Raw genomic sequence first — 2108 nt, forward strand, 5'->3', positions numbered from 1 at the left:
ATCCTCAATGAAGATTTCCTTCACGGCGGCCTGCTCGGCCTTCAGGCGCGCAGGCTCCAGTTCCTCGCCCTGGCCGAGATCGGCGGTGAAGGTCACGACTTCAGCGCCGAATTCCGTCTGGAGCCATTTGAGGATGATCGAGGTGTCGAGGCCGCCGGAATAGGCGAGCACGACCTTCTTGACGTCTTTGTGCGTTGCCATTGTCTGAATCAAGTCCATCTGCTGTTTGGCATGTTTGCTGCCGTTTTAGCGGCTTTGCCGCGCCACGCAAGGAAAACCCGTGCGGGACATGACTTTCCGTCCTCCCTCGGGCCAATTTGCAGATTGACAGGGCAGTGCAACTCGAAAACAGTCGGTCAAGGACATGCGCGTGCTTCGCCGAAGCCTGCATGCGCGAATGAAAAGGGCCGGGTGTTTCCGCGAGGCGACCTTGGCCCGGCGGCGGCAAAGACCGTCTGACGACAATGGGAGGAAGGCCATGAGCCAGAAGAAAGCGTTGCATCCTGCTCTTGAGGAGGGCAATTCCGCCGTCATCACCGGCGGCGCCTCGGGCATCGGTTTTGCCGCTGCCAAGGCCTTCATCGGCCTCGGCATGAATGTGATGATCGCCGACATGAAGAGCGAGAAGCTGAAGGCAGCGGGCGCGGAACTGGCGGCCCTCGCCGAGAAGAAGGGCGTGAAGGCGCTGGCGCAGGCCGCCGATGTCTCCGACCTTTCGGCCCTGGAAGAACTCGAATGCGCCGCCGTCCAGGCCTTCGGCAAGGTGCACGTGCTGATGAACAATGCCGGCATCCAGCCGGCGACCGATATTCTCGGCAAGCAGATGCCCTGGGACCGGATCATCGACGTCAATCTTCTGGGCGTCATCAACGGAACCCGCATCTTCACGCCCGGCATGATCGCCCATGGCGAGGCGGCGCTGATCATCAATACCGGCTCCAAACAGGGCATCACCACGCCGCCGGGCAACCCGGCCTACAATGTCTCCAAGGCGGGCGTGAAGGCGTTCACCGAAGCGCTGCAGCATGATCTGAGGAACCGGGAGAACTGCAAGGTCGAGGCCCGTCTCCTGATCCCGGGCTTCGTCTTCACCCCGCTGACGGCGGGCGGCCGCACGGAAAAGCCGGAGGGGGCATGGACGCCGGAGCAGACGGTCGATTTCATGCTGCAGCGTCTAGCGGCCGGCGATTTCTACATTCTCTGCCCGGACGGCGAGGTTGACCGCGAGACGGACGAAAAACGGATGATGTGGGCGATGGGCGATATCGTCGAGAACCGTCCGCCGCTGTCGCGCTGGCATCCCGATTACTACCACGCCTTCATCGATTTTCTGTCGGGCACGCCGAAGAACCTGAAAGACTGAGACCGTGGCAATTGACGAGGAACTGGCGGCGCGGCTGCGCCACCGGCTGGAGGGCCTTGAAGGCGTGAGCGAGAAGAAGATGTTCGGCGGGCTCTGCTTCCTCGTCAACGGCCACATGGTCGCCGCCGCAAGCCGCAGCAAGGCCGGCGAGAGGCGCTTTCTCTTTCGCGTCGGAAAAGGCAATGCCGAGGCCGCCGCGCGTCTGGGCCATCCGCAGCCGATGGTTCATGGCGGCCGGAAGATGACCGGCTTCTACTATCTCGATGCCGACGACTGTCCGGATCCGGTGTTCGACGAATGGGTGTCGATCGCGCTGGAGAATGCCTTTTCACTGCCGCCGAAACCGTAGGACGTCTTCGGTGGACTGTGTGTGTCCGGAGCGAGGCTTGTCTTCGGCGTCCCCGCCGACCATATTGCCGCCATCGCTGACGCCAATCGCCGACAGGAGGCTCTCCCCATGTATACCGGCATCGTCCAGGCCGTCCGTCCGCTTGCGGATATCGCCGCCTATCCGGGCGGCAAGACCTTCACCGTTGCCTTTACTGACAGGCTGCTGGTCGATCTGAAGCTCGGCGCCAGCGTCAATATCGAGGGCACCTGCCTTTCGGTCACCGGGATTGACGGCGGGAACGTCACCTTCGATGCGATGAACGCGACGCTGGAGCGCACCAATCTTGGGAACCTTGAGGCGGGTCAGTCTGTCAATGTCGAGCGCTCGGCGAAAATGACGGACGAGAACGGCGGG

The 2108-nt window shown here is 62.4% G+C and carries 4 protein-coding genes; 3 read left to right on the plus strand and 1 reads right to left on the minus strand.

Features of this window, described 5'->3' with window-relative positions; translation table 11 throughout:
* The coding region (locus tag AC5DC2_RS23350; RefSeq protein ID WP_491700211.1) for an argininosuccinate synthase domain-containing protein at window positions 1–201 on the minus strand (201 nt) is incomplete at its 3' end.
* Window positions 202–478: 277 nt separating this feature from the next.
* On the opposite strand from AC5DC2_RS23350, the gene AC5DC2_RS23355 reads away from it, so the two are divergent.
* The 3 genes from AC5DC2_RS23355 to AC5DC2_RS23365 form a co-directional block, all read left to right on the plus strand.
* Entirely contained in the window at window positions 479–1363 is an 885-nt protein-coding gene (locus tag AC5DC2_RS23355; protein ID WP_491700212.1) for an SDR family NAD(P)-dependent oxidoreductase, read from the plus strand.
* A gap of 4 nt (window positions 1364–1367) precedes the next feature.
* On the plus strand, window positions 1368–1712 hold the full coding sequence (locus AC5DC2_RS23360) for a TfoX/Sxy family protein (RefSeq protein WP_024709638.1): 345 nt from the start codon (window positions 1368–1370) through the stop codon (window positions 1710–1712).
* A 108-nt stretch (window positions 1713–1820) separates the two neighbouring features.
* A partial coding sequence (locus AC5DC2_RS23365; RefSeq protein WP_491700213.1) for a riboflavin synthase occupies window positions 1821–2108 on the plus strand: 288 nt, incomplete at its 3' end.

Source organism: Martelella sp. (genome assembly GCF_984369615.1).